The organism is Novosphingobium sp. SG919, assembly GCF_012932495.1.
In the GTDB taxonomy this organism is placed as follows: domain Bacteria; phylum Pseudomonadota; class Alphaproteobacteria; order Sphingomonadales; family Sphingomonadaceae; genus Novosphingobium; species Novosphingobium rhizosphaerae.
In genome coordinates, this window is record NZ_JABCNG010000001.1 from 422,033 (window position 1) to 443,845 (window position 21,813).

The following is a 21,813-nucleotide window of genomic DNA, read 5'->3' on the forward strand; positions in this document are numbered from 1 at the left end:
TCAAGCCGGGTGGATGTTGCGCGCGGCTGCCTCGCGATCGATCGCGCGCTTGATGTCCTTGACGAAGCGGGAGTGGCGCACCGCCCCCAGGAAGATGTTCTGGATCAGGTTGCCGACAAAGCGGCAGGGGCGCTTGATCTGGATCAGCAGGATGTAGCGATCCTCGTCCGTCTCGTTCCACACTTCGTGATTGAACATGTCGTCGAACAGGAAGGACTGGCCGTCTTCCCAATGGAGGACGTGCAACCGCTCGCCCTCTTCAAGATGCATCCGGCATTTCTCGCGCTCGCGCGGGGCCTTGAGCGCGAGGTGATAGGTCAGCATGCCCTTGGTCATGCCGAAGTGGCGGGGAATGTGCCCGCCTGCTTCCATCACCGAGAAGTTGGCCGTGACCAGGCCGGGAACAGCCTCGATCAGGCGTGCGGTAACCGGCGCGCGCGCCGCGTTGCCGGTCATGCGATAGCCATAGCCTTTGAGGAACAGTGTGCGCCAACGGCGATCCTTGGCGATGCGGCCGTGATCGAACGAGATATCCCCAAGCGAGGGAATGTCCTTGGCGCGAATCGCCAGTGCTTCGTCGCGAATGGCTTCCCAGTGGCGTTCCAGCTCCGCAATCCAGGGGAAGAACGCCTTGTCCTGAACTGCCGCATCGGGAATGCGCGAATTGCGCATGATCACGCGGTCGATGCCCGGCCGCAATTCCTTGCCGATCTGGTATAGCGACTTGCCGACGAACGGGACTTTCCAGCCGCGCGCGTTGACGGTCTGCTGCCATTTCGACGGTTGCTTGCCAGCTGTCATCTGCGTCACTTCAGCGATTTGATCCTGCTGGCAAACACGCGATCCCAAAAGATCGCCGAGATGGCGTAGTTGCCATGCCCGTCGACGAAGTGATGGCGCATGTGATGGCGCTTGATCGCCGAAGCGAAGCGCCCGCGCATGGGCCACTGGTGGCAGGCATAGTGCAGAAGGTCATAGGCGACATAGCCGCTGATGAAGCCCAGGAACAGCCAGCTTCCGGCGGGCCCGATCGCCAGGACCGACAGCAGCCAGACCGCCGCGGCGATAGGCAGGCTCACGGGCAGCGGCATGAGATCGCGCAGCGCGTCGTTGGGGTTGTCGTGGTGGTTGCCGTGAATCAGGAACACGAACCGTCGCACCGCCGCCATGTTGACGTGCCAATGGAACAGGAAGCGGTGCATCGCATATTCGAACAGCGTCCACACCAGCAGGCCCGCCCCCACCAGCGCGAGCGCTGGAAGCGGTTTGGCGGTGCCCCACGCGGCCCACGCAATGGATGGCAGAAGAACCGCCCATGCCAGCGCAAAAGTACGCCAAGAGATCAGCGTAAGGCGCTCAAGGCGGTCGTTACGAAACAGCCTGATGCGCTGCGGTATGTTTTCGGAAGAAAGCATCTTGATCATGCAGGACATGATGCGCCATCGCTTGTCAAGCCTCCATGCTACTGGATGTAGCCTCTTTGCGACGATTGGATGGCCAGATAAAAAGGACGTATTACCGTTGGTTAATCCCACCATTTCGGTTCTAGTTGTCGGGGCGTCGGGCGGCTTGGGCAGTGCCATCGCACGGCGCTATGCAAGCCCCGGCACCTACCTGTCGCTGTGGGGAAGGGATCTGAAATGTCTTGAAACGGTCGCTTCCTTGTGCGCTGCAAAAGGTGCCGTAACGCAGGTGCGTTCGCGTGACCTGATGGACATTCCGGCGGCCGTCGCGGCGATCGTGGCCGAAGATGCCGCCATGCCGTTCGACATCGTGGTGTTTGCATCGGGCCGCGGCGATATTCGCGCGGCTGATGACAGTGTGGAACAGCCAGCGCTGGTGGCAGAGCTGGCACTGGTCAATTTTGCCGCGCCGGCTGCGTTGGCGGCGGCCGTGGCACGCGCGATGGCGGCACGGGGGCGGGGGCAGATCGTGCTGATCGGATCGGCGGCGGGGTTCCACTCGCTGCCCTTCGCCACCGCCTATTCCGGCACGAAGGCAGGCCTTGCCCGCTTTGCCGACGCGCTGCGCCTGGCCATGCGCAGCCACGGGGTGGGGGTTACGCTGGTGTCCCCCGGCTTCATCGATACGGCGGCCGGCAGGCAGGTGCCGGGGCCCAAGCCGATGCTGATGGCGCCCGATGCCGTGGCAGACCGAATCGCCCGCGCGGTGAACCGACGGCAGGCGCACCTTGTCCTGCCCTGGCCTTTCGTGGCGTTGCGCTGGTTCGATCGCATCCTGCCGCGCCGCTTGCGCGATCGCCTGCTGGTCTCGCTGGCGCCGCCGCGCTGATCCGGCGGTTTCAGGTCTTGCCGGTGGGCGTGCCCAGCGCCAGATCCAGCACGGCGTGGTGCAGGCCGGCTGGCGTGAGATCGGCTTGGGGCGCAGCGCCCTTGATCGGCTGTCCGGCGCAATCGAACCGCACGATCGCATAAGGGGTATGGCGGTCGCCGCCCGGCGCGGTCGCGCCGGGAATGCTGGGGCAATGATCGCCGAAGAACACCAGCGCCACCGGCTCTGCCCGCTCGCGCGCCAGGTCCGACAGGCTGGCGGCAAGGCGGGCAAGCATGGCGTCGCTGTTGCGCACCAGGCGCAGATAGCCCGGCACCAGGCCCTGCTGGCCATCCCCGGCCCACGGCCCATGGTTTTCGATAGTGACGGCATAGAGCAGCGTGGGCTGCCTGGCTGAAGCGGCCATGGCCAAGATCACGTCGGCCATGGCGGCGTCCGTCACATAGCGCCCCTGGCCCGGGGCGGGGGGCGCGAAGTCTGCTTCGCCCACCAACCGGGCAAAACCGCCTGCCGGCATGATGCGATCGCGGCCGTAAAAGCGCATGTCGTGCGGATGGAGGAACGCGCTGTCCCACCCCGCGCCGCGCAGGCGGGCGGGCAGGGCCCAGGACCCTTCGCCTTCGGCTGTCAGGAACGGATCATAGCGACGGAAGCCCAGTTCTTCTTCCTCGCGCCCGAACAGCACGCCGTATTCGGTGCGCATGGTATAGGCGCCAAAACCGCTCACGTTGAGGCGCCCGTGCTGCCACGCATCGCGCCGCGCCGCCGCCAGGCCGGGCAGGGCGAGCGCGGGATCGCCAAACAGTTCGGCTGGATCGGCAAAGCTTTCGCACTGGATCATCACGACCAGGCCGGGCGCATCGACCGGGGCATGGCGGCCGATCGGTGGGCAGGCGGGCGGGTCCACGCTTTCGCGCCAGCGCCGCCAATAGAGCAGGATAACGGGCATCAACCCATGCCGCGCAACATCGGCCGTGGCGTCGGGACGGGTGATCGCCCGGCGGAACGCCGCGCTGCGCAGCGCCAGAACCAGCGCGCCCAGCCCGATCAGCACGAGCGCGAGCCCGGCCAGGTGAAACACCGGCGTGGCCACGAACAGCGCTTCGAACAGCCCGAGTAGCGCCAGCGCCACCAAGGCCGCCACGGCGCGCTGCCAGGGGGCAACCGCCGACAGGTAGAACTGTGGATGGCGAAAGATCGCCCCGATCAGTGCGAGATCGGAAAACAGCAGCGGTTCGCCCAGCATGGCGTTCTTGGCGTTGGATGCCACGGCAAACAGCGCGGCCAGGCCCAGCGCTAGCGCGCAGGCGACCATGGCGTTGCCGCAAACCGCCAAGACCGCGCCGAACACGGCAACGAGCACGGCGGCGTTGAGGCACAGCCCCTGCCAGCTGCGCAGGCTCCGCGCGGGGCGAGGCCGAACCAGCGCATCGAGCAGGACACCGCCGACCAGCAGGAGCAGGGCAGGCGGCAGGATCTGCAGTGTAAGTCCTTGCAACGTCACGCGTGTTCCATATCCGCCAGATCGTGAATCGGCAGGAAAGGTAGATGGGCAGAAAAGCGCCGGCGCGGCTCATAGCCGGGGCCGCGCGCGCTGTCATCCGTCATGCAACCGGCTTCGGGCCACTGGGAATTGATCCATTGCGGCAAGTCGATCTTGTCCACGGCGCGCGTGGCCACTAACGCTCGGGCCAGGTGCATGGGACCGCCTGCCCAGGAGTTTTGCTTTCGAATGCAAGAGTTGCCCAATTCGCCGCCCGTGCCGCCGCATTTGGATTTCCCTGCCGCCGCCCCCTCCGCCACGATCCCATCCGACAACGATTCGGGCCCGCGCACGATCCTGCTGCTGCAAGGGTTGATGGGCCCGCTGTTTCACGAGCTGGGCAAGGCGCTGCTGCGCGCCGGCCACACCGTGTACAAGGTCAATTTCAACGGTGGCGACCGGCTGTTCTGGCGTTTGCCCAACGGCATGGACTATCGCGATTCGCTCGATCGCTGGCCGGCGTTCTTTGCCGATCTGGTTCGGAACAAGGGTGTAACCGATGTGGTGCTGTTCGGCGATTGCCGCGACCACCACCGCCCGGCGATTCGCGTCTGCCAGGACCTGAGCGTGGCGGTCCACGTGTTCGAGGAAGGCTATATCCGCCCTGACTGGGTCACGCTGGAACGCGGCGGAGTGAACGGCAATTCGTCGCTGCCCAGCGATCCGGCCTGGTATCGCGCAACCGCCGCGGCCCTGCCGGCGGTTCCGCCCCACGCGCAAGTGCCGTCTTCGTTCCGCCGCCGTGCGGCCGAAGGGCTGGCCTACAACTTTGCCGACGTGTTCACCCGCTGGTACTACCCGCATTGGACCAACCACCGCCCCTGGCATCCGCTGGTGGAGGCGATGGGCTGGTGGCGCAAGCTCTCGCGTCGCAAGGCGCGCCAGCGCGATGCGGGGGCCTTGCTCCATCGCCTGGAAACACGGGAAGAGCGGTTTTTCCTGTTTCCGTTGCAGCTCGATTCGGATGCGCAGATCCGCCTGCATTCGCCCTTTGCGGGGATCGCCGACGCGCTGCGCTTGATCGTGGGGTCGTTTGCCGCGCATGCCCCGGCCGATGTGCGGCTGGTGGTCAAGGAACACCCACTGGATAACGGGGTGCGCGATTGGCAGCAGGAAACCGCCGACATGGCGCGCCTGTTCGGCGTGGCCGACCGCGTCGATTACCTGAGCATGGGCGATATCGTGCCGGTGATCCGCCGCTCGCTGGGGGTGGTGACGATCAACAGCACCAGTGGCACGCTGGCCCTGGCCGAAGGCGTGCCGGTGGTGGCGCTGGGCCACGCGGTCTACGATATGCCGCAGATCACCTGCCAGGACGGGCTCGACGCGTTCTGGCAGAATCCCGTTGCGCCCGACGTGGATACTTTTGCCGCGTTCCGCCGCGTGCTGATCGAGCGGTGCCTCATTCCCGGCGGATTCTTTTCCGCCCCGGCGCTGGAAAAGGTGGTGCGCCACGCTGTCGCCCGGTTGGAGCGCCGGCCGATCGCCCCAGAGTGATTTCATGCGTTTCGTGCAAGTGACGCATGGGGAAAGCGGGGGTTGACGGAGGGGTAGGACCCCCGACGCCCCGCCTTTCGCTTTGGCGCGCATGCAGCACATCGCGTCGGCGAGGCGTGCAAAAAAAAGGCCGGTCTTGCGACCGGCCTTGGAAAGTTTGGGAGAGGATGCCTGAAAGGCCCGCTCTCAATGGGGTAATTTCCCGAGTCTGACAAATGCGAATAACGGTACCATAGTTGCGTTTCATGCAACTGCGCACCCCAGGGGCCGCTTGGGGCTTGGTCAGCGCGGCCGGTTCACGCTAAGACCTGGTGCACCGATGGCGGGGAGGCACAAGGCATGAGCGAAACCACGGCATGGCCCAGCCTGCGCCAGCTGCGCTACCTGGTGGCGCTGGCCGAATGCGGCAACTTCACCCGCGGCGCGGCGGCTGTGGGCGTTTCGCAGCCCTCGTTTTCGCAACAGATCCATCTGCTTGAAAGCCTGCTGGGCGGCGCCGTGGCCGAACGCGGCGGGCGCGTGGTGCTGACGCCGCTGGGGCGCGAGGCCGTGGCCGCCGCGCGCCGCGTATTGGCCGAAGCGGAAGGCTTTGCCGATCTTGCCCGGCGCCACCGCGAGGGCGAACTGGCCGGCACGCTGCGCCTGGGCGTGTCGCCCACGCTGGGGCCCTATATCCTCCCGCAACTGGTGGCGCGCCTTCATGCCACGCACCCCACGCTCAAGGTGCATGTGCGCGAAGGCCTGCCCGATGCGCTGCTCGAACACTTGGCCGAAGGGCGCCACGATACCGTGCTGGTGCAGCTGCCAGTGGCCGAGCAGGGATTCCACATCGAGCGCCTGTTTCGTGAACCGATGTTTCTGGCCATGGCGGCGGACGATCCGATGGCGGCAGTGGCGCAAGTGCGGCCCGAACATCTTGCCGGACGCGGGCTGTTGACCATGCAGCCCGAATACCGCCTGAGCCAGCAGGTGGCTGCCCTGGCCGAACGATCCGGCGCACACGTGCTGCGCGATTACGAGGGCACGAGCCTGGATGCCGTGCGCCAGATGGCCGGCATGGGCATGGGGCTGGCGCTGCTGCCCCAGCTTTATGTGCGGCAGGAAATCAGCGAAGGGGGCGACGTGATCGTGCGGCCGTTTGCCGGTGGCCGGCCCTATCGCGAAATCGGACTGGTGTGGCGCGCTGGGGCAGGGCGTTCGCGCGACCTCGTGCTTCTGGCAGAGACGTTGCGGAGCATTGCCGAGCGATAGGAAAAACCTATCGAAAGCATAGGTGCACACCGTATTGGCGCAATGCGCGGCGAAATCCACCTTAGCGGGCAGCACAATCCACGCCCGGCAAGGAAGGCCGCCTTTCATGGACGCAAGCGCCCAAGACCCATCCCACCCCCACCATGCCCCTGGCGGGCAGGCCGGCCACGGCCACCGGTTGACCATGCGCGACTTGCGCCGCTGGACCAGCCTGGTGCTCTCGCCCGACAAGGCCTTCATCCGCCTGGCGCTGGTCTATGGCGCGGCGATTTCGCTCTTGTCGCTGGCCACGCCGATCTCGGTGCAGCTGCTGATCAACTCGGTGGCCAACATCGCGCTGCCCGCACCGTTGTTTACCCTGGCACTGGTGCTGTTTGCCCTGTTGCTGCTGGCCGGTGCGCTGATGGCGTTGCGCGTGGCGATCATGGCGCGTTTCGAGCAGCGCTTTTTCGCGCGCCTGGTGGCCGAGATCACCACGCGGGCGATCCATGCACAGAACCCGTTCTTCGTCGACGCACGGCACGGTGACTTGTTCAACCGCTTTTTCGACATGGGCACGGTGCAAAAGGCGCTGACCAGCCTGGTGATCGGCGGCTTTGCCATCGTGCTGCAAAGCCTGGTGGGCCTGGTCGTGACGAGTTTCTACCACCCGTTCTTCCTGGCGTTCAACGTGGTGCTGGTGCTGGTGGTGCTGGTGATCTGGCGCGCCTGGCTGCTGCCCTCGCTGGGCAGTGCCGTGGCCAAGAGCCATGCCAAGCATGCCGCCGCGCATTGGCTGGAAAGCCTGGGCGCTTCCAACGGGTTCTATAAGTCGGGCCGCCACATCAACTTTGCCATCGACCGCAGCGAGGCGATGACGGCCACGTATGTCGCCGCGCACCGGCGCCATTTCCGCCACACCTTCAGCCAGACGCTGTGCCTGTTGCTGGTCTATGCCCTGGCCAGCGCCGGGCTTTTGGCGATGGGCGGCTGGCTGATCCTGCAGGGCGAGCTTTCGGTGGGGCAACTGGTTGCGGCCGAACTGATCCTGTCGGGCGTGTTCTATGGTATCGCCCAGTTGGGCGGCTATCTCGAGGTGTTCTACGACCTGGCCGCCGGGCTGGAAGAACTGGCGCTGTTCTGGGACGTGCCGCAGGAAGCCGCGCCGGCGGCCGATGCCCTCGCGCTGCCCCATGGCGCCATCCGTTTCCAGGGTGTGGTGCTGGGCGATCACCGCCTGGACTTCGCGATCGAAAGCGGGGAGCACGTGGGCGTGCTGGCAGCGCCGGGGGTGGAGCGCAGCGTCACCACCCTGCTCAAGCGGTTGGCCACGCCCGAACGCGGCCTCGTGCGCGTGGGCGGCGCTGACCTGGGCACCTTCGACATGGTGCGCCTGCGCGCCGATGTGGTGGTGCTCGATCGCCCGACGATCGTGGAAATGACCGTGCGCGATTACTTGCGCCTGGCCGCGGCGGGCCAGCCTGACGGGCGCGGCGGGGGCGCGCTCGATGCCCTGGCACTGGTCGGGCTGGAAGAGCGGGTGGGCGCCTTGCCCGCAGGCCTGGATACCATGCTGTCCAGCTCTGGCTGGCCGCTGGCGGTGGGCGAAACCATGTTGCTCAAGCTGGCCGGGGCGATCCTGGCTTGCCCGCGGGTGCTGGTGCTGTCCCCGCTCTACGACATGCTGGAGCCCGAACGGCTGGGCCAGGTGCTGGCCGTGTTGCGCCCGCACGGCACCACGGTGCTGCATTTCACCGGCCGCCCGGGGGCGGTGGCGCACGATGCCTGGCTGCATCTGGGCGAAACCGTCCAGCGGCACAGCGCCAGTCTGCAAGATACCGGAAAGGAGGGCTGAACCATGGCAAGCCGTGCGCAGGAGATGTTGCGTTTCCCCACGCTGGCCAGTCTGCGGCCGCCGCGCATCGCCGTGGCGCTGGGCTGGATGATCGGCATCGCCATTCCGCTGGTGGTGCTGGGCGCTCTGCTGATCCCCTGGGTGCAGACCGCGCCGGGTACGGGGCAGGTGGTTGCGCTCAACCCCGCAGACCGCGTGCAGCAAGTGACCGCGCTGGTGCCCGGCCGGGTGGAGCGCTGGTATGTGACCGACGGGCAAAGCGTGAAGGCGGGAGACCCGATCGCGCGGGTGGTGGACAACGATCCCGGCCTGCTGGAGCGGCTGGCGGCCGAACGCGCCCAAGTGCTGGCGCAGATCGTGGCCAGTGAACAGGCCATGGCCGTCGCCCGGATCGACGTGGGCCGCTCTGCCCAGTTGCTGGCCGATGGTCTTGCCGCGCGGCGCGATTTCGAAAACGCGCAGATCAAGGTGGCCGAACACGGGGCCAAGCTGGCCGAGGCGCGCGCCAAATTGAGCCGCGTGGACATTGCCCGCACCCGGCAATCGGCCCAGTTGGTGCGCGCGCCGCGCGATGGCCGCATCCAGGCGCTCAACACCGCCGCCGGGGCCACGCTGGTCAGCGCGGGCGACTGGCTCGCGTCGCTGGCACCCGAACGCCCCGTGCGGGTGGTGGAACTGATGGTCGACGGACGCGACGTGGCGCTGGTGCGGCGCGGGCAGGGCGTGCGGCTGCATTTCGAAGGCTGGCCGGCGATCCAGTTCAGCGGCTGGCCTTCGGTGGCGCAGGGCATGTTCGATGGCCGGGTGCGCAGCATCGATCCGTCGGCCCAGGCCAATGGCCTGTTCCGCGTTCTGGTGGAGCCCATGCCTGGCAAGCCGGCCTGGCCCGAAGACCATTTCACCCGCCTGGGTTCGCGCGTGCGCGGCTGGATCCAGATGGAAACGGTCAGCGTCGGCTATGAATTGTGGCGCCAGCTCAACGATTTTCCGCTGGAATTCCAGCGCCCGGTGGAAACCGGCCCGCGCAAGGGCGCCGGCAAGGGCCTGGCTGACAAGGATGCGGCCAAGGCCAAATCGGCCAAGGCGGGCGACTATGCCGGCGGCAAGGACGGCGGGGAGGAGGAAAAGTGATCCGTGCCCTGATCGCCGCCTGCGCCCTGCTGGTCAGCCAGGGCGCGCTGGCCGCCGAACTCACGCTCGATGCGGTGCTGCGCGCTTCGGCCCGGCACCAGCCACTGGTGCTCGAAGCCATGGCCCGGCAGCGCGCCGCCGATGCCCGCACCCTGGCCGCGCAAGGCCTGTTCGACATGGTGTTCGAAACCGAAGCGCAGGCGCGGCCACTCGGCTATTACGACAATGCCCTGGCGGACGTGAAGCTGACGCGGCCGATGACCAACAATGGCGGCCAGGTCTATGGCGGCTATCGCATCTCCGCCGGGCGCTTTGCCACTTACGACGGCAAGAACGTGACCAATGGCCTGGGCGAAGTGCGCGCCGGCGCGGTGTTTTCCCTGCTGCGCGACCGGCTGGTGGACGAACGCCGCACCAAGCTGGCCCAAGCAGAGGGCGATGCCGCGATTGCCGATCTCGATCGGGTGATGGTGGCGATCGGCGTACAGCGCCGCGCGGCCGATGCCTATCAGCAGTGGGTGGCGGCCGGCCTGCGCATGCGGACCTATCGCGACCTGCTCGATCTGGCGCGCCAGCGCCAGGCCTCGATCGAGCGACAGGTGCAACTGGGCGCCCGGCCGGCGATGCTGGCGGTGGAAAACCGCCAGAACATCGTGCGGCGTGAAGCCTTGCTGGTGCGCTCGGAACAGGACCTGGCGGTGGCGGCCCAGGCGCTGTCGCTGTTCTGGCGCGATGATCTGGGCCAGCCGATCGTGGCGCGCGGCGAAGACCTGCCGGCCGCGTTTCCCGATGGGGTGGCGCCGCGCCTGGCCGATACCGCCACGGTCCTGGCCGGGCGCCCCGATCTGCAGATCCTGCTCGCCCGGGTGCAGCAGGCGCAGTTGCGCGGCGATCTGGCCAGCAACGACATGCTGCCCAAGCTGGACCTGCGGGTGGAAGCGGCCAAGGATTTCGGCCCCGGCAGCCCCACGCGCGCACCGGGCGAAGTGTTGTTCGGCGTGCGCCTGTCGATGCCGTTGGAACAGCGCGCCGCGCGTGGCCGCCTGGCCGAAGCCCAGGCCGATGCCGATGCCCTGGCCCATCGCCTGCGCCTGGCCGAACAGCAGATCACCGCAGACCTGGCCAGCCTGCGCGTGCAGGTCACCGGGTCGGAACGCCTGGCCACCCTGGCCGCCGACGAAGCCCAGCTGGCGCGCCGCATGGCCGAAGCCGAGCGCCGCCGCTTTGCCCTGGGCGCCAGCGATTTCCTGCCGGTCAACCTACGCGAGGAAGCGGCGGCCGATGCGCAACTGCGCCAGATCGACGCGCTCTACCGCCACGCCGCGGCGCGCGCGGAACTCGCCGCCAGCCTTATGGACGGAGCGAGCCTGGGCCTGGAATGAAGCGGGCGGGAAAATGTCGAGGAAGGAAGTGGTGCCCGGGGACGGAATCGAACCGCCGACACCGTGATTTTCAGTCACGTGCTCTACCAACTGAGCTACCCGGGCATGCCGCTGGCGGGCCGTTGGGCCGGCGCCTTGCGTTTGGTGAAGCGCCCTATGGCGAGGCCGCCGGGGCTTGTCCAGCCCTCTAATGCATCTATTTTTCCACAATCGGGATTTTTGGGCGGGCGGCCGGCGCGGTCAATCGGGGCCTTCTTCCTCGGCATCGGCCGCGGGGCCGGGCAGGGCATAGCCGTCTTCCAGCCAGCGCACCAAGTCACGGTCGCGGCAGCGGGTGGAGCAGAACGGTTTGTGCGCATCGCTGCGCGGCTTGCCGCAGATCGGGCAGCGTTTGGGCGTGGTGGTCATGGGCCTGGTGGTCATGGTTGAGTCGCCTGGGCAAATCCGGCGGTGGGTGCAAGCGTTTCGTCCAGCGACCAGTTTACCACGCGCCCGGCGCGGCGCACCAGTTCGGCTTCCCACGCGGGCAGAACGGCGCGGCGCAAGGCGGGGTGGCAGGTCAGCAGTAGGGCGCCGGGCTCGCGCACGCGTTCGGCGCGCCGCAGCAGGCACCGCGCCGCTGCGCCCAGCGGCTGGCGCGCGAACAGTGCGGGAAGGGACGGGCGTTCCAGGCGCGAGACGATCTGCACGAAGCCGAAGCCATTCATCGCCGTGCGCTCCCCGCGCCAGCCGGTGTGGGCACCCAGCAGGGCCAGTTCCTCTGCCAGGGCAGCGTCCACCGCCTGGCGATCGCGCTTTTCCGCAAGGGTGGGAAAATCGATGCCGATCGAACCGCCGATATCCATGCGCATGATCGCGGAGGCAATCGCGGGCACGGCGGCCAGCGCCAGGGCTGGCAGCGGCGGGCTGCCATCCACGTCGATCAGGGTCATCGCCGGGGTCGGGCTGATGCACAAGGCGCCGCGGGCAAAGGCGATGTCACCGGTCATCGCTTCGTCCACCAGGTCTTCCCAGCCGGCCTGGTCCAGCGCGGGATCGGTGGCGTGGATGGTCCGCACCGGCAAGCCGGTGGTGGTCAGTTGCTCGGCCAGGGTGGGGGCGGGACGTGCTTCTTCGGCAGGGCCGGCGGGGCGAGCCATGGGCAGCTTGGTGCGGCCTTTTTCGGCAATGGCGGCGCGCGTCACGCGGAACAGGCCGGATGCGCCTTCGGGCAGGGCCGGCGTCAGGCCATCGACCAGGGCGATAGCGCCATCGGCAAACTGCACCGTGCCGCGCCGGGTGCCGGCAAGGCGGCTGGCCACGCGCGCCGTGGCGATCAGGCCGGGGGCCAAACCACCAGACCATTCCACCCGCGCGGCCAGGATCGTGCCGCCATCGACCAGCGCGGCGCGGGTTTCACCGATGCCTTGCTCCACCAGCCAGGTGGCAGTCATGGCCGCTTCAGGCCAGCAGGCCGGCGGCCACCAGCAGCCGGCGGGTTTCGTACAGCGGCAGGCCGATCACGCCCGAATGGCTGCCGGCCAGCCAGGCGCAGAACCCTTCGGCGCTGCCCTGGATGGCATAGCCGCCGGCCTTGCCGTGCCATTCGCCCCCGGCGATATAGGTATCGATCTCGGCCGGGCTCAGCCGCTTGAACCGCACGATGGTCTCGCTCAAGGCTTCGCGCAGGGTGCCATCGGGCATCAACAGGGCCACGGCGGAGAACACGCGGTGGCGCCGGCCCGACAGCAGCGCCAGGCAATCCCGCGCGGTCGCCTCGTCTTCGGCCTTGGGCAGGATGCGGCGCCCGGCACCGACCACCGTATCCCCAGAAAGGATCGCGGCGTCGGGCGCAAGCCGGGCTGCGGCACGCGCCTTTTCGGCGGCCAGGCGCACGGCATGGGCGCGCGGCGTTTCGGCCGGCAGCGGGCTTTCATCGATGTCGGTGGCGAGGATGCGATCGGGCACCAAGCCCAGCCGTGCGATCAGGTCGCGCCGACGCGGGCTGGCCGATGCCAGCACCAGCGGCGGAAGCGGCACGCGCGATGTGGGCTGTGGGGCGGCGCCCACGGGTGCGTTCATCAATAAGGGCCGGGGCCGCCTCGGCCGGGCATGAAGCGATAGGTGATGCGCCCCTTGGTCAGGTCATAGGGCGTCAGTTCCACCAGCACTTCATCGCCCACCAGCACGCGAATGCGGTTCTTGCGCATCTTGCCGGCGGTGTGGCCCAGGATCTCGTGATCGTTTTCCAGGCGCACGCGGAACATGGCATTGGGCAGCAGTTCCACCACCGTGCCGCGCATCTCGAGGAGTTCTTCTTTCGCCATCGGCGGGTTCAGTAGCCTTTTGTCTCGGATGGCCGGAACGTCAACCGGCACCGGCAAGGCACGAGTTGCACAGCCATGGGATGGGAGGTCGCTAAAACGACGCGCGTGGCGCCCATAGCGTTCCGGCTGCAAAAAGAAAAGCCCTGCAATCGCGCCCTTGTTTTCGCCGCGGCGACGGGCATTTTCGCACGTGCGAGCGCGGCACACGCAGCGGCAGATTGCCCGGTGGCGTGGCAGAGACGACAAATTGATACGATTTGCGAGTTGTTTCAACCCATGGCACAGGCCAGCTAGGCCTTGTCAGACCTTGGGTCTGGTCTTGGCTGGTCGCATGCTGCGCCACGGCAAGGTCGGTCCCTGCACGTCCATTTTCCGGCCGATCGTTCCGGCCGCAACCATCGGGATTATTGCGCGTGTCTTCTCGTTTTGCCTTGCTGTCTGCCGTTTCCGTGGTTGCCGTGATCGGGGGGGCGAGCGCCCATGCCGCCGTCACGCCGGCCGGCGCAGACGTGGCGAGCGACCAGGCGGCCACGGCCCCTGCGCCGGCGCAGGACGCGACCGTTGCAGGCGGTGGTACGCAGATGGTCACCAGCGAGGGCCAGCCCGGCGTGGATGCCAATGGCGATGGTATCGACGATGTGACGGGGGAAATCCTGGTCATCGCCACGCCGCTCAAAGGTGTGGTCAAGGCCGATCAACCGCCGATCGTGACTCTGGATGAAGAGGCGATCGCATCCTACGGCGTCAGTTCGATCCAGGAACTGCTTGCCGTGCTGGCACCGCAGACCGATTCCGGGCGTGGCCGCAGCAGCGACGGACCGGTGATCCTGCTCAACGGCCTGCGCATTTCCAGCTTCCGCGAAATGCGCGGGCTTCCGCCCGAGGCGATCCGCCGGGTGGAAGTGCTGCCCGAGGAAGTGGCGCTGAAATACGGCTATCGCCCCGACCAGCGCGTGGTGAACTTCATCCTCAAGGATCACTACAAGAGCCTGAGCACCGAGACCGAAGTCGATCTGCCCGGCAACGGCAGCTATGCCGCGCTGAGCGAGGAAGCCACGCTGGCCAAGATCGCCAACAAGGCGCGCATCAACGTGACCGGCACGGTTTCCACGCAGAGCGCCATTACCGAGGCCGAGCGCGGGATCAGCCAGCAGAGCACGACCAGCGGCAGCACCGTCGCGGGCGATCCCGCCCAGGCCGATTACCGCACGCTGCAAGCCAAGGCCGACAGCGCCGCGCTCAACGCCACTTGGTCCAAGCCCATCGGCCTGGGCACGGGCCTGACGCTCAATGTCTTGGCCCAGCGCGATTACAGCCGCAGCTGGAACGGCCTCAACACCGTGACACTCACCGACAACGGCACCGATGTGACGCGCACCACCACCGCGCCCGAGCCGCTGACCACGCGCACTTATACCACCACGCTTTCGGCCGGGGCGGGGCTCAACGCTGGGCTGGGGGCCTGGCAGCTTTCGGTTACGGCCGATGGCAGCCATGTGGAAACCGACACCCGGATCGACCGGTCGGCCGATCTGTCCGGCCTGCAATCGCTGGTCGATGATGGCAGCCTGAGCGCGACCGGCGCGCTTCCGGCCAGCGCCATCGTGGCCGGCGGGATCGACCGCGCGCTCAGCCGCACCAACACGCTGACCTCGCTGGCCACGCTCAACGGCCAGCCGTTCCGCTTGCCGGGCGGCGCTGCCTCGCTCACGGTCAAGACCGGCTTTGCCTATTCCGGCATCCACAGCACCGACACGCGCACCACGACCGGGGCGATCGACCTCAACCGGGGCGACGCGCAAGTGGGCTTCAGCCTGGATCTGCCGATCACCAGCAAGCGCGAGAATTTCGGCGGGTTCCTGGGCAACCTGTCGCTCAACCTCAATGCCGAGGCGCATCGCCTGTCCGATTTTGGCGGGCTCTATGATTTCGGTGGCGGGCTGACCTGGCGCCCGACCAACAAGCTGAGCTTCACCGCCACGTTCATCGGCGCGGAAACCGCACCCACGCTCTCGCAACTGGGCGCACCCACCACCACCACGCAGAACGTGGCAATCTATGATTTCATCAAGGGCGCCACGGTGCTGGCCACGGTCACCAGCGGCGGCAATCCCGACTTGCTCAAGGAACGCCAGCGCGACGTGAAGCTGGCGGGCAACTGGACGCTGCCGTTCCTGACCAATTCCACGTTCATCGTCGAATACTTCCGCAACCGCAGCTTCAACACCAGCAACAGCTTCCCGCTGCTGACCGCCGAAGTGGAAGCGGCCTATCCGGGGCGGGTCGTGCGCAATGCCGCCGGCGATATCGTCTCGGTGGACGAAAGCCCGGTGACTTTCGCGCGCGAGGAAAGCAACAGCCTGCGCTATGGCATCAACCTGTCGGGCAGCTTTGGCACGCCAGATCCCAACATGCGGCGTTCTGGCGGCATGCGCGGCATGGTGCCGGGGGGCTTTGGCCCCGGTGGGCCAGGTGGCCCAGGGGGCGGGCCGCGCATGGGCGGCGGCATGGGCGCGGCCGGCGGCGGTGGGCCGGGTGGTGGCCCGGGCGGACCGCCGCCTGGTGGTCCCGGCGGGCCCGGCGGGTTCGACGGGCGCGGGCGCTGGAACCTGTCGCTCACGCATACGATCATGCTGATGGACCGGGTGCAACTGACGCCGGGCGGCACCGTCTACAACCTGCTCGGCGGCGATGCGCTGTCGAGCACGGGCGTGGCGCGGCACAGCATCGAGCTGGAAGGCGGCGGTTTCTATCGCAGCTTCGGCGTGCGCTTTACCGGCACTTATACCGGGGCGGCCCATGCCGATTCGGGCACCACCAGCCTTGATTTCCACCCCATCGCCAAGTTCAATCTGCGCCTGTTCGCCGATCTCGGCCGCCGGCCGGGCGTGGTCAAGGCCGTGCCGTTCCTCAAGAACGCGCGCGTTTCGCTGGCGGTGAACAACCTGTTCGATGCGCAGCAAAAGGTGACCGACCAGAACGGCGATATCCCGCTGCGCTATCAGGCCGGCTATCTCGATCCCACGGGCCGCGTGTTCAAGATCGAGTTCCGCAAGCAGTTCTGACGCCGTCTATACGAACCGCCGCCCCTGCACGAATTCGCGGGCGGCGGTGCGTTCCTGTTCGCGGCGATGCTCGGTGAAATGGTCGGCAAACTGGCGCAGGTCTACCACCTGTTGCAGGGCCAGCGGCTCGTCGAAGTGAAAGCCGCAGCGCGCACCCTTGATCCACACCGCCGCGCCAAAGCCCTCGATGCGGTTGATTTCGAGGATGCCGGTTTCACCCAGCGCGGGCATATCGCGCAGCATCAACCGGGCGCCGGTGCGCGAAAGGTCCTCCACCAGGCACTCGACCACGCCGCGACGCAGGATGATCCTGCCCGGAATGTTGAGCCGCGCGCGCGGGGCGGTGCGGCGCCCATGCGTGCCGATCGCGCGGGAATCGCCGAAGACGGGGCCATGGAACATGGCTCGCAGCATCGGCGCGGCGCGGTAAAAGCGGGTTTGGCAGCGCGATAGGGACAATTGCGCAGCAGTTTGTCCACCGTCGGCGATCTTTCGGGCTCTCCCCAAACCGCGCCGCAACCCCTATCTGGCAGACATGGCCCGCAAGAGCGCATCCCCACCACCCGATCGCGATACCGAGCGCTTCCACGAAGATGCCGCCATTTCCACGATGCGCGGCAGCGACCAGCCCGATCTGGAACGCGGGGTGGAGACGATCCGCGACGTGGTCCGCACGCTCAAGCCCAAGCCGGGCGTCTATCGCATGCTCGATACGCGTGGCGACGTGCTCTATGTGGGCAAGGCACGCGCGCTGAAAAACCGCGTGGCGAATTACACCCAGGTCGATCGCCTGCCCAATCGTCTGCGCCGCATGGTCAGCCAGACGCGGTCGATGACGATCGTGACCACCAATTCCGAGGCCGAGGCGCTGCTGCTCGAAGCGCAGCTGATCAAGCGCTACCGCCCGCCCTACAACGTCCTGCTGCGCGACGACAAATCGTTCCCCTTCATCCTGTTGCGGGCCGATCATGCATTTCCCCGCATCATGAAGCATCGCGGCGCGCGCAAGGCCAAGGGCAACTATTATGGTCCCTTTGCCAGCGCAGGATCGGTCAACACCACGATCAACGCGCTGCAAAAGCTGTTCCTGCTGCGCAGCTGCAACGATGGCTTCATGGCCCGGCGCGACCGGCCCTGCCTGCTCTACCAGATCAAGCGCTGCTCGGCCCCTTGCGTCGATCGCATCAGCGAGGGCGACTATGCCGAGCTGGTGCGCCAGGCCAAGGATTTCCTCGGCGGCAAATCCGGCGCGGTGCAGCGCGAAATCGAAGTGCAGATGAGCGAGGCGGCCGAAAACCTCGATTTCGAGCGCGCGGCCATGCTGCGCGACCGGCTGCGCGCGGCCACGTTCATCCAGGGCAGCCAGGCGATCAACGCCGAAGGCGTGGGCAATGGCGATGTCTTTGCCATGGGATCGAAAGGCGGCCAGATCGCGATCCAGGCCTTCTTCATTCGCGGCGGCCAGAACTGGGGCCACCGCGCGTTCTTCCCCACCCACACCGAAGGGCTGGAAGAAGCCGAAGTGATGACCGCGTTCCTCGCGCAGTTCTATGAAGAAGTGCCGCCACCGCGCCTGATCATGGTGGACCGCGCGCTGCCCGAGGCCGAGCTGCTGGCCGAGGCGCTGCAAGGCGCGGCCGGGGGCAAGGTGGAGATCAGCGTGCCGCAGCGTGGCGATCGGCGCCGCCTGATGGAACAGGCGCAGCGCAACGCGACAGAAGCGCTGGACCGCCGCCTGGCCGAAACCGGCACCAAGGCCAAGATTCTGCGCGAGCTGGCCGAATTCCTCGAACTGCCCGACGTGCCGCAGCGGATCGAGGTTTACGACAACAGCCATATCCAGGGCACCAACGCCCTGGGCGGCATGGTCGTGGCCGGGCCGGAAGGGTTCCAGAAGGGGCAGTATCGCAAGTTCAACATCAAGCGCGCCGAAACCCGCCCCGGCGACGACTTTGCCATGATGCGCGAAGTGATGGCCCGCCGTTTCGGCCGCGTGCAGGAAGAAGACCCCGACCGGCAGGGCGGGACCTGGCCCGACCTGGTGCTGATCGACGGTGGCAAGGGGCAGATGACCGCCGTGCGCGAAACGCTGGAGGAACTCGGGATCGAGGACGTGCCGCTGATCGCGGTATCCAAGGGCCCCGATCGCAACGCCGGGCGCGAGCATTTCCACTTCCCCGATGGAAGGGAAAAGCTGCTGCCGCTCAACTCGCCGGTACTGTTCTATCTACAGCAATTGCGCGACGAGGCGCACCGATTCGCTATCGGCGCGCACCGTGCCAAGCGCAGCCGGGCGATCACGGCGAGCCCGCTGGACGAGATTCCCGGGATCGGACCATCGCGAAAACGTGCGCTGCTGTTGCATTTCGGCACCGCCGGCAAAGTACGCGCCGCCTCGCTGGAAGACCTCATGCGCGCGCCGGGCGTCAGCGCGGCCGTGGCGCAGACCATTTACGATTTCTATCACCCCGGCGGATAAATCCCTGTCTGCACTGCTAAAAGCGGTGCGCCATGGCCAGCCGGCGCGTCGCTGCCGCGCGCGCCGTGCTTTGTAAAAGGTTGCCGCGCGGTGCAAAGACCTTAAGCGACGCCCGTAATCCTTCCCTTTCGATAACCTTGCTTGCCAACGACTTTGCACAATACTGGATGCGATAGTGGTGGCATCGCGTTTGGCTTGCGGGCAACTGTAGTTTGCCTAGGCGTGGGCAACCGCGCTGGCAGAGTCGCATGGGGAAACGGTGGATCGCCGCCGGGGGTGTGATGAGGCATTGGAATTGGGGGGCGTGGGGGCAATCCCTGCGCGGGGTTGAAACGGGCAAAGCGCTGCGTGCAAACGCGCGGCAACGCGGGGCCGCGCTGTGGGCGCTGGCCGGCCTTGTGCTGGCCGCGGCGGGCATGGTGCCGCCATCGGCCCAGGCACAGGCCGCGCCAGGACCCGATGCCACCGACAAGACGATGGAGCTTGAGTTCTGGCGGGGCGTGGCGGGCAGCAGCGATCCGGCGCTGTACGAGGCCTATCTCCAACAGTTTCCCAACGGCACTTTTGCGCCGCTGGCGCGGGTCAAGCTGATGGCGCTGCATCGCGTGGCCACGCCGGGGCAGGCGCCTGCCCAGGGGGCCCCGGCTCCCGTTCCTACCCCGGCTCCGGCCCCAGCGCTGCCCGCCGCAGCGGCCGTGCCGCTTCCGGTGCCAGTGCCCGCGCCAGTTCCGGTGGCAGCAGCGGCGCCGCCGGTTGTTGCCTTGCCTGCCCCGCCCGTTGCTGCCGCGCCTGTCGCTGTTTCCGCGCCCGTTCCGGCTGGTGGTGCGGCAAGCGGGGATAGCGCCGATGCCAAAGTGCTGGCCATGCTTGCAGCGATGCAGGAAACGCCCGCCGTCGCTGCATCACAGCCTGCGCCGCCACCGCCCCCGCCGCCACCGATCGAACTGCCGCTTACCGCCGCGCATGATTTTACCGCGGATCGGCCGCAGCTTGCGGCAGTGCCGGCGGTGGTCTTGCCGGCGCGCTTTTGCAGTGCAGAAGAGCGCAACGCCTTCCACGCGCAGGTCTATTCCCCGGCCAACGACGTGGCCCAGGCCAACCTGCAAAAGGCCAACGCCTATCTCCAGGCGATCCAGTCCCGTTACGATGCCATGGCGATGGGCGATGCCGACACGCGCAACGCGCTGTCGAAGGAAGGCACCGAGTACAAGCGGCTGGCCGATGCCGCCTTTGCCCAGCAGCAGGCCCTGGTGCGCCAGTTCAGCGCCATCATGGCCGTTCCGATCACGCCTTGTGGAGACGCGAAATGACCAGGCGCCTTCTATCGACCCTGGCCGCGCTGGCCGCCGTGACGGCAGCGCCCCTGGCCCATGCCGCGCAGACCAGTGCAGAATGCCTGGATCGCCTCACCATGGAAGCCGCGCGGATCCACCAGTTCCAGACCATGATGATGACCGTGTCGTTGCGCTGCAAGGCCCATGGCGTGGACGTGGAGGGCAGTTTCGCGCGGATGCTTGATGTGCACCGCGCCGCGTTCGGCGCGGCCGACCGCGTGATGCACGCCTTCGTCAGCCCGGCCCATGGCTTTGTCGATCGGCGCGCGTTCGACACCTATCTGACGCAAGTGGCCAATCGCTATGGCGGCGGGGCAAGCAATCCCACCGCCTGCACCGCGATCGATCGCACGCTCCAGACCGTGATTGCCGATGCCAGCGGCCGCCGCCTGCATTTTGCCGCCACGGCGATGATCGCGCACCCGGAAATGGAGCGCCTGGCCTGTTCGGTGCCCGCGCAGAAGCCCGCGCCTTCCGCTGGCGTTGGTGCCCCCGCACGGGCAGCGTCGCCCGCCACGGTCGCATTGGCCGCCCCGCCGGCCCGGCCGCAGAAATAGCGCGGGCCGATCGGATCAATCCAGCTTGTGGACCAGGCCTTCCTGCGCAGTTTGGGCCACCAGGCGGCCGTCCTGGGTAAAGATGCGGCCACGGCTGAAGCCGCGCATCTGCCCCGCCCAGGGGCTGTCGCAGGCATAGAGCAGCCATTGGTCCGCGCGGGCATCGGCATGGAACCATAGCGCGTGGTCCAGGCTGGCGCCTTTGGCGGTGCCGGCCTTGCCGCTGATGCCATGGGGCAACATGCTGGTGCCCAGCAGAGTCATGTCGCTGATATAGGCGATCACCGCGCGGTGCAGGGCGGGGTCATCGGGCAGGGGCGCCACGCAGCGCAGCCAGGTGTGGGCCACCGGCTCGGCCGGGGTATCGCGCAGCCAGTTGAGCGGCTCGGCCGGGCGCATCTCGATCGCGCGCGGGCGGGCCAGCAAGGCGCGGCGCTGGTCCGACAGGCGATCGGCATAGATCGTCAGCAGGTCTGCCTCGCTCGGCAGGTCGTCTGGCGCCGGCACGGCGGGCATCGGCAGGCCGTGCTGCACCCCTTCGCCGCGCCGGTGGAACGACGCGGTCATCGTGAAAATCGGGTCTTCGCCCTGGCTGGCCACCACGCGGCGGTTGGCAAAGTTGTTGCCATCCAGGTCGCGCAGCACGGTGTAGCGGATTTCACGGTCTTCGCTGCCCGGCCGCAGGAAATAGGCGTGCAGCGAATGCACCGGGCGATCGGCGGCCACCGTGGCCTGGGCCGCTGCCAGTCCCTGGGCCACGATCTGCCCGCCAAACACGCGGCCCACCCCGCCGGGCTTGCGCGCGCCCAGAAATGCGTCGGGCGTCCCGGCCTCGGGTGCCACCGTCAGCAGGCGGGCAAGGCCAGCGGCGATGACGGCGGGATCGTGAGAATCGGAAAGCAGAGTCGTCGACAGGGGGTGGAGCATGATGGTGCGCCTATTCCACGCCTTCCCGAACCGTCAACGCATCGCGGCCACTCGTCACAAATGTGACACGGGCCGCGCCAGACTGGCCGGTGGCCGGGCAAAGAACAGGCCCCGCCCGGCCTTGCAGCCAGACGGGGCCTGTCCCGCTCCTCCCCAACCTCGGGCCCATGCGGGCGGGGTTTTCCCCGCTTTTTCCGCGTTCTGCCGCGGGCGAT

The 21,813-nt window shown here is 67.5% G+C and carries 20 protein-coding genes and 1 tRNA gene; 10 read left to right on the plus strand and 11 right to left on the minus strand.

Annotation, left to right across the window (positions count from 1 at the left end):
* Complete coding sequence (locus FHT19_RS01835; protein ID WP_169473647.1) at nt 1-801, minus strand: aspartyl/asparaginyl beta-hydroxylase domain-containing protein; 801 nt, start codon at nt 799-801, stop codon at nt 1-3.
* 5 nt (nt 802-806) lie between these two features.
* Entirely contained in the window at nt 807-1,424 is a 618-nt protein-coding gene (locus FHT19_RS01840) for a sterol desaturase family protein (protein ID WP_348981767.1), read from the minus strand.
* A 10-nt stretch (nt 1,425-1,434) separates the two neighbouring features.
* On the opposite strand from FHT19_RS01840, the gene FHT19_RS01845 reads away from it, so the two are divergent.
* Entirely contained in the window at nt 1,435-2,292 is an 858-nt protein-coding gene (locus FHT19_RS01845; protein ID WP_169474877.1) for an SDR family NAD(P)-dependent oxidoreductase, read from the plus strand.
* A gap of 10 nt (nt 2,293-2,302) precedes the next feature.
* On the opposite strand, the gene FHT19_RS01850 is transcribed toward FHT19_RS01845, so the two are convergent.
* A complete protein-coding gene (locus FHT19_RS01850; RefSeq protein WP_248290231.1) occupies nt 2,303-3,796 on the minus strand; it encodes an LTA synthase family protein in 1,494 nt (497 codons plus the stop codon).
* The gene (locus FHT19_RS01855; protein WP_169473649.1) at nt 3,793-3,993 is read right to left on the minus strand and encodes a hypothetical protein; all 201 of its coding nucleotides are present in this window, start codon (nt 3,991-3,993) and stop codon (nt 3,793-3,795) included. The genes FHT19_RS01850 and FHT19_RS01855 overlap by 4 nt, the downstream gene beginning before the upstream one ends.
* A gap of 31 nt (nt 3,994-4,024) precedes the next feature.
* On the opposite strand from FHT19_RS01855, the gene FHT19_RS01860 reads away from it, so the two are divergent.
* From FHT19_RS01860 to FHT19_RS01880, 5 genes are all read left to right on the plus strand, one after another.
* Nucleotides 4,025-5,332: a capsular biosynthesis protein gene (locus tag FHT19_RS01860; RefSeq protein WP_169473651.1), complete on the plus strand. Its 1,308-nt coding sequence runs from the start codon at nt 4,025-4,027 to the stop codon at nt 5,330-5,332.
* A 339-nt stretch (nt 5,333-5,671) separates the two neighbouring features.
* Nucleotides 5,672-6,583 carry a hydrogen peroxide-inducible genes activator gene (locus tag FHT19_RS01865; protein WP_169473653.1) on the plus strand — a complete coding sequence of 304 codons (912 nt, stop codon included), beginning with the start codon at nt 5,672-5,674 and terminating at the stop codon, nt 6,581-6,583.
* Nucleotides 6,584-6,689: 106 nt separating this feature from the next.
* Nucleotides 6,690-8,417 carry an ABC transporter transmembrane domain-containing protein gene (locus FHT19_RS01870; protein ID WP_248290232.1) on the plus strand — a complete coding sequence of 576 codons (1,728 nt, stop codon included), beginning with the start codon at nt 6,690-6,692 and terminating at the stop codon, nt 8,415-8,417.
* Nucleotides 8,418-8,420: 3 nt separating this feature from the next.
* On the plus strand, nt 8,421-9,548 hold the full coding sequence (locus FHT19_RS01875) for an HlyD family efflux transporter periplasmic adaptor subunit (protein WP_211184795.1): 1,128 nt from the start codon (nt 8,421-8,423) through the stop codon (nt 9,546-9,548).
* Nucleotides 9,545-10,930, plus strand: a complete 1,386-nt coding sequence (locus FHT19_RS01880; protein ID WP_169473655.1) for a TolC family protein — start codon at nt 9,545-9,547, stop codon at nt 10,928-10,930. The genes FHT19_RS01875 and FHT19_RS01880 overlap by 4 nt, the downstream gene beginning before the upstream one ends.
* A gap of 29 nt (nt 10,931-10,959) precedes the next feature.
* Here the strand turns inward: FHT19_RS01880 and FHT19_RS01885 are convergent.
* The 5 genes from FHT19_RS01885 to infA all read right to left on the minus strand — a co-directional run bounded on the left by FHT19_RS01885 (nt 10,960) and on the right by infA (nt 13,236).
* Nucleotides 10,960-11,035 (minus strand) — tRNA-Phe (locus tag FHT19_RS01885).
* A gap of 135 nt (nt 11,036-11,170) precedes the next feature.
* Nucleotides 11,171-11,338 carry a DNA gyrase inhibitor YacG gene (gene yacG / locus FHT19_RS01890; RefSeq protein WP_168555406.1) on the minus strand — a complete coding sequence of 56 codons (168 nt, stop codon included), beginning with the start codon at nt 11,336-11,338 and terminating at the stop codon, nt 11,171-11,173.
* Nucleotides 11,339-11,349: 11 nt separating this feature from the next.
* On the minus strand, nt 11,350-12,363 hold the full coding sequence (locus FHT19_RS01895; RefSeq protein WP_169473657.1) for a ribonuclease E/G: 1,014 nt from the start codon (nt 12,361-12,363) through the stop codon (nt 11,350-11,352).
* Between the two features lie 7 nt (nt 12,364-12,370).
* Complete coding sequence (locus tag FHT19_RS01900; protein ID WP_169473659.1) at nt 12,371-12,991, minus strand: Maf family nucleotide pyrophosphatase; 621 nt, start codon at nt 12,989-12,991, stop codon at nt 12,371-12,373.
* Nucleotides 12,991-13,236, minus strand: coding sequence for a translation initiation factor IF-1 (gene infA / locus FHT19_RS01905; RefSeq protein WP_100866134.1), 246 nt, complete (start codon nt 13,234-13,236; stop codon nt 12,991-12,993). Before infA ends, FHT19_RS01900 begins: the two co-directional genes overlap by 1 nt.
* 413 nt (nt 13,237-13,649) lie before the next feature.
* Here infA and FHT19_RS01910 point away from each other — a divergent pair, with 413 nt between their 5' ends.
* The gene (locus FHT19_RS01910) at nt 13,650-16,301 is read left to right on the plus strand and encodes a TonB-dependent receptor (protein ID WP_169473661.1); all 2,652 of its coding nucleotides are present in this window, start codon (nt 13,650-13,652) and stop codon (nt 16,299-16,301) included.
* A 6-nt stretch (nt 16,302-16,307) separates the two neighbouring features.
* Here FHT19_RS01910 and FHT19_RS01915 read toward each other — a convergent pair whose 3' ends face one another.
* A complete protein-coding gene (locus FHT19_RS01915; RefSeq protein WP_168554123.1) occupies nt 16,308-16,703 on the minus strand; it encodes a PilZ domain-containing protein in 396 nt (131 codons plus the stop codon).
* A 133-nt stretch (nt 16,704-16,836) separates the two neighbouring features.
* Here FHT19_RS01915 and uvrC point away from each other — a divergent pair, with 133 nt between their 5' ends.
* The 3 genes from uvrC to FHT19_RS01930 all read left to right on the plus strand — a co-directional run bounded on the left by uvrC (nt 16,837) and on the right by FHT19_RS01930 (nt 20,671).
* A complete protein-coding gene (gene uvrC, locus FHT19_RS01920; RefSeq protein ID WP_169473663.1) occupies nt 16,837-18,780 on the plus strand; it encodes an excinuclease ABC subunit UvrC in 1,944 nt (647 codons plus the stop codon).
* Nucleotides 18,781-19,028: 248 nt separating this feature from the next.
* The gene (locus FHT19_RS01925; RefSeq protein ID WP_169473665.1) at nt 19,029-20,090 is read left to right on the plus strand and encodes a hypothetical protein; all 1,062 of its coding nucleotides are present in this window, start codon (nt 19,029-19,031) and stop codon (nt 20,088-20,090) included.
* Nucleotides 20,087-20,671 carry a hypothetical protein gene (locus FHT19_RS01930; protein WP_169473667.1) on the plus strand — a complete coding sequence of 195 codons (585 nt, stop codon included), beginning with the start codon at nt 20,087-20,089 and terminating at the stop codon, nt 20,669-20,671. The genes FHT19_RS01925 and FHT19_RS01930 overlap by 4 nt, the downstream gene beginning before the upstream one ends.
* A gap of 15 nt (nt 20,672-20,686) precedes the next feature.
* Here the strand turns inward: FHT19_RS01930 and FHT19_RS01935 are convergent, their stop codons facing one another.
* A complete protein-coding gene (locus FHT19_RS01935; RefSeq protein ID WP_169473669.1) occupies nt 20,687-21,598 on the minus strand; it encodes an acyl-CoA thioesterase II in 912 nt (303 codons plus the stop codon).
* Nucleotides 21,599-21,813: the final 215 nt, after the last annotated feature.

Coding starts and splice junctions, on each gene's coding strand:
- yacG (WP_168555406.1), bottom strand. CDS start 11,338: ATGACCACCACGCCCAAACGCTGCCCGATCTGCGGCAAGCCGCGCAGC.
- FHT19_RS01895 (WP_169473657.1), bottom strand. CDS start 12,363: ATGACTGCCACCTGGCTGGTGGAGCAAGGCATCGGTGAAACCCGCGCC.
- FHT19_RS01840 (WP_348981767.1), bottom strand. CDS start 1,424: ATGATCAAGATGCTTTCTTCCGAAAACATACCGCAGCGCATCAGGCTG.
- FHT19_RS01835 (WP_169473647.1), bottom strand. CDS start 801: ATGACAGCTGGCAAGCAACCGTCGAAATGGCAGCAGACCGTCAACGCG.
- FHT19_RS01900 (WP_169473659.1), bottom strand. CDS start 12,991: ATGAACGCACCCGTGGGCGCCGCCCCACAGCCCACATCGCGCGTGCCG.
- FHT19_RS01870 (WP_248290232.1), top strand. CDS start 6,690: ATGGACGCAAGCGCCCAAGACCCATCCCACCCCCACCATGCCCCTGGC.
- FHT19_RS01855 (WP_169473649.1), bottom strand. CDS start 3,993: ATGCACCTGGCCCGAGCGTTAGTGGCCACGCGCGCCGTGGACAAGATC.
- FHT19_RS01925 (WP_169473665.1), top strand. CDS start 19,029: ATGGGGAAACGGTGGATCGCCGCCGGGGGTGTGATGAGGCATTGGAAT.
- infA (WP_100866134.1), bottom strand. CDS start 13,236: ATGGCGAAAGAAGAACTCCTCGAGATGCGCGGCACGGTGGTGGAACTG.
- FHT19_RS01865 (WP_169473653.1), top strand. CDS start 5,672: ATGAGCGAAACCACGGCATGGCCCAGCCTGCGCCAGCTGCGCTACCTG.
- FHT19_RS01935 (WP_169473669.1), bottom strand. CDS start 21,598: ATGCTCCACCCCCTGTCGACGACTCTGCTTTCCGATTCTCACGATCCC.
- FHT19_RS01860 (WP_169473651.1), top strand. CDS start 4,025: ATGCAAGAGTTGCCCAATTCGCCGCCCGTGCCGCCGCATTTGGATTTC.
- FHT19_RS01930 (WP_169473667.1), top strand. CDS start 20,087: ATGACCAGGCGCCTTCTATCGACCCTGGCCGCGCTGGCCGCCGTGACG.
- uvrC (WP_169473663.1), top strand. CDS start 16,837: ATGGCCCGCAAGAGCGCATCCCCACCACCCGATCGCGATACCGAGCGC.
- FHT19_RS01875 (WP_211184795.1), top strand. CDS start 8,421: ATGGCAAGCCGTGCGCAGGAGATGTTGCGTTTCCCCACGCTGGCCAGT.
- FHT19_RS01845 (WP_169474877.1), top strand. CDS start 1,435: ATGCGCCATCGCTTGTCAAGCCTCCATGCTACTGGATGTAGCCTCTTT.
- FHT19_RS01915 (WP_168554123.1), bottom strand. CDS start 16,703: ATGTTCCATGGCCCCGTCTTCGGCGATTCCCGCGCGATCGGCACGCAT.